The following is a 6,827-nucleotide window of genomic DNA, read 5'->3' on the forward strand; positions in this document are numbered from 1 at the left end:
ACCGCGGGTACCCCGGTCGTCGCCAGCTCCGCGATCGTGGCCGAGCCGGCCCGGCAGACCACCACGTCGGCCACCGCGTAGGCGAGGTCCATCCGGTCCAGGTAGGGCACGGCCTGCGCGACGGGCCCGACGCCCGCGTCGGCCAGCCTCCGCCGGGTCTCCGAGAGCGCGGCCGGGCCCGTCTTGATCAGGAGGTCGACATCCTGGCGGCCCCGCCAACGGGAGGCCAGACCCACGGCGGCCTCGGTGAGGCGGGCCGCGCCGAGGCTGCCGCCGTTGAAGAGGACGACCCGCGCACCGGCGCGTGTCCCGAAGGCACGCCGGGCCTCTTCGCGCAGGGCCGGCCGGTCCAGGGCGGCCAGCGACGCGGCGATCGGCATGCCGACGGTCCGCGCCCGCTCACCGCCCGAGAGGTGGGCGCGGCTACCGTCGAACGCGACGGTGAGATGCTCGGTGAGCCGGGCGGCGAACTGGTTGGCCCGGCCCGGGACGGCGTTGGACTCGTGGATGACGCTGGGCAGTCCGGCCATCCTGGCCCCGACGATCGCCGGGGCGCTCGGATAACCGCCCATGCCGACGACGACCTGCGCCTTCTGCGCCCGCAGGATCGAGCGGGCCTGGGCACCCGAACGCAGCAGCGCCGCCGGGAGGAGGAAGCGTTTCGCGCCGAGCGCGGGATCGAAGGGGATCATGTCGACGGTGTGCAGTCGGTAGCCGGCGGCCGGGATCAGCGTCGTCTCCAGCCCGCGTTTCGTCCCGATGAAGGAGATGACCGCGTCCGGGTCGGCGCGGCGCAGGGCCTCGGCGAGAGCGAGACCGGGATAGATGTGACCGCCGGTGCCGCCCGCACCGATCACGACGGAGAGTGGTGTGCGCATGGCCGCCACTCTCGAGAGGCCGCTTAAGAGGGTTCTAAGAGCCCACGCTGGCAGGCTTCGGGTATGAACGGAGCGCGGAGTGCGAGCAGGATCCTGGTGGCCGAGGACGAACCGGAGGTACGGGCGGCTGTCGTGGACGGCCTGACCATCGAGGGATATGAGGTGCGGGGCGTCGCGGACGGACTGGCCGCACTGTCCGCGGTGGCGGCCTGGCAGCCGGACGCGCTGGTGCTCGACGTGATGATGCCGGTGCTCGACGGCCTCGCGGTCTGCCGGCGGCTGCGGGATACCCAGGACCGGACGCCGGTGCTGGTCCTGACCGCACTGTCGTCGGTGGCCGAGCGGGTGGACGGACTGGAAGCGGGCGCCGACGACTACCTGGTGAAGCCGTTCGCCCTGGACGAACTGGTCGCTCGCGTACGGGCACTGCTGCGGCGGGCCGCACCGCCCGCCCCGGACGGCGATCTGGGCTTCGCGGACCTGACCCTTGACCCGGTGACGCGGACCGGGCGGCGGGGCGGCCGGCCGGTCGAGTTCTCCCGCACCGAGGCCGCATTGCTGGAGCTGCTGCTGCGCAACCCGGGACAGGTGCTGCCGCGCGAGATGATCCTGGAGCGGGTGTGGGGCCAGGACTTCGGCCCGGACTCCAACTCGTTGGCAGTGTACGTGGGTTACCTTCGGCGCAAGCTGGAGGCGGGCGGTGAGACACGCCTCGTTCACACCGTGCACGGGCTCGGCTACCGGCTGGACGTCGCGTGAGCGGGGCGCGGAAGCTCGGCGCGCACTGGCGGCGCAGGCGGCCGCTGCGGACCCGGCTCGCGGTGGCGTCCTCGGCTGCGGTGGCGCTGGTCGCGGTGGGCGTGTGCGCCGCGGCGTTCTTCGTGATCCGCTACGAACTGCTGCACCAGCTGGACCTGTCACTCACCCAGTCCGCGACCCGGGTGATCCAGGAGAACCGGGGCGAGAGCCCGCGGACCGTGGCGGGCGAGTGCCGCTATCTCTCCGCCCCTGCCTGCGCGCAGGTGGTCCCGGCCGACCCGTCGGCGGACCCGGGCGAGCCTTATCCGCTGCCGGTGTCCGCCCCCGTACGGGAGGTGGCGGCGGGGGAGAGGGCACCGTACTTCAGCAATGTCACCCGCTTCGGGCATCCGTTGCGGATGCTGACGACCCCGTTCGGGGACGGGCGGGCGCTCCAGGTGGCGTTGCGCGCGGACCCGGTGGAACGGGGCGTACGGCAGGCGGCACTGCTGCTCGCGGCGGTGGGCGGTGCGGGAGTGCTGCTGGCCGGCCTGCTCGGCTACGCGGTCTCGCGCACCGGCCTGGCCCCGGTGGCCCGGCTGACCGCGACCACCGAGCGGATCGCCGAGACCCGGGACCCGCGCCACCGCATCGAACTGCCGCCGGGACCGCCGGGCCGACAGGACGAAGTGACCCGGCTGGCGGCGAGCTTCAACACGATGCTCGGCGAGCTGGAACAGTCGGTCAGTTCCCAGCGCCGGCTGGTCGCAGACGCCTCGCACGAGCTGCGGACCCCGCTGACCGCGCTGCGCACCAACGCGGAACTGCTGGCCCGCGCGGACCGGTTGACGCCCGCGCAGCGGGAGCGGGCATCGGGGGCGCTGGGCCGACAGCTCCGGGAGGTGACCGGGCTGGTGAACGACCTGATCGAGCTGGCCAGGGACGAGGAGCCGCTGCCCCTGCTCGAGGAGGTACGGATCGCTGAACTGGCGGAACACGCGGTGGCCACAGCACGCGCGCACTGGCCGCACATCCGCTTCGCGCTGGAGACCGATCCCGCCGCGGTGGACACGACGCTGCCCGGGGTACCGGCGCGGCTGGCCCGACTGCTGACGAACCTGCTGGACAACGCTGCCAAGTTCAGCCCGCCGAACGCCCCGGTGGAGGTCGACCTGACCGCCCACGGGAGCGGCCTGGCACTGACGGTCCGTGACCACGGCCCGGGAATCGCGGCAGAGGACCTGCCGTACGTCTTCGACCGGTTCTACCGGGCCGAGACCGCACGGGCTCTGCCCGGCTCGGGGCTGGGTCTGGCCATGGCCCGGCAGATCGCCCGCGCGCACGGTGCGGAACTGACGGCGGGCGCGGCAGCGGGCGGCGGCGCGGTGTTCACCCTGAGCTTCGGCCCGCAGAGCCCGCCGGCCGCGCGCTGAGACCATCGTCGTGCCCTGGCTGACCCGTGCCTGCCCTGCCCGGGCGTCCACCGGCCCAGCTCCTGAGCAGCCCGGCCTGGGCGTTAGCCTCAGCGGATGAGTTCTCAGCCGCCGCCTAAGGTCATCACGCGCCACCGCGACGGGCGGATCCTCGCCTACGTCGCGGGTACCGGCGTCTACGGCAGGCTGGAGCCGGCAGCGGTGTTCCAGCCGAGGGACGGTGACGAGGTCGTCGCGTCGGTGGTCCGGCAGGATCTGGAGCGGGTCGTGTACACGACGCTGAACAGTGTCGTCTGCCTCACGCGTGCCGGCGCCCTTGTGTGGGCCCGGGACTTCGAGCCGCACTCTGACGTACGCAACGGCCACCGGCCTGGCTGTGCGATGTCTCTGGACGGCCGGACCGTGTGGGTCTACCGGCCGGACGTGATGGCGGGACGTGGGGGCGGGGACCAGTGGGTGGTGCACGACGCCGATAGTGGTGTGGTTGTCGCCCGCCGGGAGCTGGAGACCGTCGGGCACGGTGCCTTCCACTACGTGCATCCCGTGGACGGCAGCATCTATATCGACATCGGTGAGGGCCAGGACGGCTCCGTCGTGCTCCGGGGTACGGGTGGGGCTGACATCGAGCCGGAGTTCGTGACGTACCCGTGGTCCGACCGCTGCCTGATCGACCTGGCTCCGTCAGGGCGGCAGTTCATGACCGTGGACCACGGGCAGGCGGACGTCGCCTTCCACGATCACCCCGACGGGGGCGTGCTCTTCACCCTCCCCGTAGAAGCCTTCGGGTACGACCCGGAGGATTGCTTTGTGGAGTGGGGCGGCGGCTACCTGACTGAGGACAGGGCCATCGTCACCTTGGGCGGTGAGAGCCAGGACGGGGAAGAGTGGTTCCGTCACCACTTGGTCGACGTACGAACAGGCACCCTCAGCGGCGAGTTCACCGTCGAGGTGAGCAACCCGTACGAGCTGGTGCCCCTGGGTGACGGTTCCTGGCTCACCGGCGGAGCCGACGGCGAGCCCGTCCGTTGGTCCCGCGCTTCGCAGCCGTTCGCACCGCCGCACCCGGCCGAACCCTCCTGAACGGAGTTGTCGATCCTGGCAGGATCGGGTCCATGAGTGACTCGCTTTTCGACGCTGTCCTGTGCGACTTCGACGGCGTCCTGCGTCTTTGGGACCCGGATGGAATGACCGCGCTCGATCGTGAGCTTGGGGCCGCCGGCGGACGATCCTCTCCACGTGCTCCCGCCCACAACCGGCACGAGTACCCGGGGAGCCGGTCACGCCTGACCTTTGCCCTGCGAATTCAAGTTGGCGTCTGGACGAGCCGACGACCGGGTTCGATCCGGCGGCCCGGCGGCAGTTCTGGGAGCTGATCCGGATGCTCGCCGCCGAAGGCACCACGATCCTACTCACCACGCATTACCTGGAGGAGGCCGAAGCACTCGCGCAGCGGCTCGCCGTGATCGCGTCGGGTCGGGTCGTAGCCGAAGGCACGCCAACGCGGCTGCGCGACAACTACGGCACGCGTACCACCGTGGAGTGGACCGAGGCCAACCCCACAGGCGAGATCGACTGGAACATCGGCGGACGGAGCGCGGGAACACCTGCCCGCAGTCCACGCTCATGGCCCTGAGCCGGCAGGCCGACAGCACCGGAGAAGGGGGCAAGGTTCCCCGCGCGGTCCCCGGCGTCTCGCCCGATGCTCGGGCTTCTGGGCTGCCCATCTGCGAGAACAGCCTGCGGTGGTCAGGTGGCGTCGTCCTGAGCGAATCGCTGGAGCACTGTCCGGAGCGTCGTGGGATCGTGCAGTCCGCCGTCTCGTTGCGGGCGGGGGACAGGGGGCGGCAGAGCAGTCAGGGTGCGGTGGGTCTGTTCGGCGACCCGGAAGGAAGCGATATCTCGGCCGTCGTCCAGCATGTGCACGGCCCTCAGCCAGTTGCGGAGGAGGTCCGGATCGTGCCGGGCCGCGCGTTCGATCTGGGCCGAGCTCGCCGGATGTGCGGGCGGGAGTTCGAGTTGATGCGCGTTGGCGGGCGCGTGGTCCTCGTGCGGCCCGTTGTGCACAGAGGCCTGGAGCCGGCGGCTGAGGTGGGTGTCGCTCGCGACGGCCTCGCGGTAGTAGACGGCCAGTACGCGTTCCTGCCACTCGGCGTAGGCCAGGGTGAGGTCATCGCCGTGGTGTCCGTCGACGACCAGGTCGTGGAGGTGCCCGACGGCGGCAAGGCCCATCGCGATCCCGCGGCCGCGCGTGGGATTGGTCGTCGCGAGCGCGTCGCCCGCCTGGTGCAGGCCTCGCACCAGCGGCCGACCGTCGACGGTCATGCTCCGCATCCGGTTGTCGTGGGCTCCCGTGGCGAAGACAGGTGTCGTCGCCTCCAGGAGACTCATCCAGTGGGCGAAGTCGTCATTGGCCGCGAGCACTGCGTCGAACGCGGAGGAGTGGCGAAGCGACTTCATCAGCGGGTCGCCGCGGGGAACGCACAGGGCCACCATCGCGGTGTCGCTGTCGCCCAGGAACATCAACTGCAGATGCGTCGGAAATCCGTGAATGTCTCCGAAGCCCGTGTTCAGGGCTGGACGTTGACCGGGGCGGAGGCGGTAGTGCCGTCCGTAGTAGCTGACGTCGCACCGGTCCAGGGTCTCGGGTTGCGCGTACCCGGCCTCGGTCAGCCAGCGCGGCACGGGCGAGCGGCGGCCGGTCGTGTCGAGCACCAGATCCGCGGGCACGGTACTGCCGTCGGCGAGGCGGACTCCGTGCACCCGCGGCGGAGCCCCGGCGTCGACCTCGAGGCCGGTCGCCCGGACGGGTCTGGTGACGATGGAGGCCTCATGGCCCACGGCGCGCGCCAGCACCCGGTCGAGCGTGACGCGGCGGGTGCGCACGGTCGCGAGCCGGTCGTCGTGCGGGCGCCCGCCGTCGCAGAGAGCTGGGGGGATCATCGCAGCCAAGGGCACCAAGGGTGCCCCCGCCCGGGCCAGTTCGGCGACGATGTCGGGGAGCCGGTCTGCCAGCTCGACGTACGCACGTGACATCAGGCCGTGCGGCTGGGCGGCGTGCTGGGCCCCTGCCCGCTGCATCTGAGCTGCGGGCCCGCTCATCAGCCCCAGGTCGGGGTCGATGAGAGTGACCTGCCGGCCGGAGCGGGCGAACTGCAGAGCCGCCGCACAGCCGACAACTGATCCACCGATGATGGCGACAGAAGTCATTCCCGCACCCTAGGGCCTCGCCACCCGGAGGGAGCGGGTGGCGCGGCGCCGGGTCGCCACGGCACCAGACCGTCTCTCGGCGTCCCGGCCTGTCGTGCGCGGAACTCGGCGTGAGTGCGAAACCCGATGCCGGACCGCCAGCGTGGCAGCTCAGTAAGCCCTGACGAACTCCAGCAGGTCGGCGTTGAGTTGCTCCTTGCGCGTGATGTACAGGCCGGCGCCGGCGGTGGGGTACGCCTTGAACACTGCACCTGGGATCAGCTCGGCCGTGCGGCGGCCGGTCAGGGCAACGGGCGCGGAGGAGTCCACCGTGCCGTGGACGGCCTGGGCGGGCACCGAGACTTTGCGCAGAGTCGGGCGGTGGTCCTCGTGGACGATCGACTCGACCAGGGCGGCGCCCGCCCTCGGAGCGGTGACGGGAGATCTCCACGCCGCCTGCCGAGTGGCCCACCAGGACGGCGTCCTGCAGGCCGAGGTGGTCCAGGAGCGCGGCAAGGCCATCGGTACCCGTGTCCAGGTTGTACCCGCCGGAAGGTCGCACCTGCCGGAGGGCCGTCGGGGCGGCCACAGA

6 protein-coding genes and 1 pseudogene are annotated in these 6,827 nt (G+C 71.7%); 4 read left to right on the forward strand and 3 right to left on the reverse strand.

What is annotated here, in order from left to right; genetic code table 11:
- Positions 1–878: glycosyltransferase (locus tag GTW43_RS30490; RefSeq protein WP_161305221.1), on the reverse strand; the 878-nt coding region annotated here is incomplete at its 3' end.
- 63 nt (positions 879–941) lie between these two features.
- Here GTW43_RS30490 and GTW43_RS30495 point away from each other — a divergent pair.
- From GTW43_RS30495 to GTW43_RS30510, 4 genes and pseudogenes are all read left to right on the forward strand, one after another.
- Positions 942–1,637, forward strand: a complete 696-nt coding sequence (locus GTW43_RS30495) for a response regulator transcription factor (RefSeq protein WP_202502149.1) — start codon at positions 942–944, stop codon at positions 1,635–1,637.
- Positions 1,634–3,049, forward strand: a complete 1,416-nt coding sequence (locus GTW43_RS30500; protein ID WP_161305222.1) for a HAMP domain-containing sensor histidine kinase — start codon at positions 1,634–1,636, stop codon at positions 3,047–3,049. Before GTW43_RS30495 ends, GTW43_RS30500 begins: the two co-directional genes overlap by 4 nt.
- 96 nt (positions 3,050–3,145) lie before the next feature.
- Positions 3,146–4,129: a hypothetical protein gene (locus GTW43_RS30505; RefSeq protein ID WP_161305223.1), complete on the forward strand. Its 984-nt coding sequence runs from the start codon at positions 3,146–3,148 to the stop codon at positions 4,127–4,129.
- Between the two features lie 235 nt (positions 4,130–4,364).
- A pseudogene (locus GTW43_RS30510) lies at positions 4,365–4,604 on the forward strand (AAA family ATPase); the annotation flags it as partial.
- 191 nt (positions 4,605–4,795) lie between these two features.
- Here GTW43_RS30510 and GTW43_RS30515 read toward each other — a convergent pair.
- The gene (locus tag GTW43_RS30515) at positions 4,796–6,256 is read right to left on the reverse strand and encodes an FAD-dependent oxidoreductase (RefSeq protein WP_161305224.1); all 1,461 of its coding nucleotides are present in this window, start codon (positions 6,254–6,256) and stop codon (positions 4,796–4,798) included.
- Between the two features lie 150 nt (positions 6,257–6,406).
- Positions 6,407–6,757, reverse strand: coding sequence for an alpha/beta hydrolase (locus GTW43_RS30520; RefSeq protein ID WP_161305225.1), 351 nt, complete (start codon positions 6,755–6,757; stop codon positions 6,407–6,409).
- Positions 6,758–6,827 lie beyond the last annotated feature (70 nt).

Source organism: Streptomyces sp. SID5785 (assembly GCF_009870065.1).
In the GTDB taxonomy this organism is placed as follows: domain Bacteria; phylum Actinomycetota; class Actinomycetes; order Streptomycetales; family Streptomycetaceae; genus Streptomyces.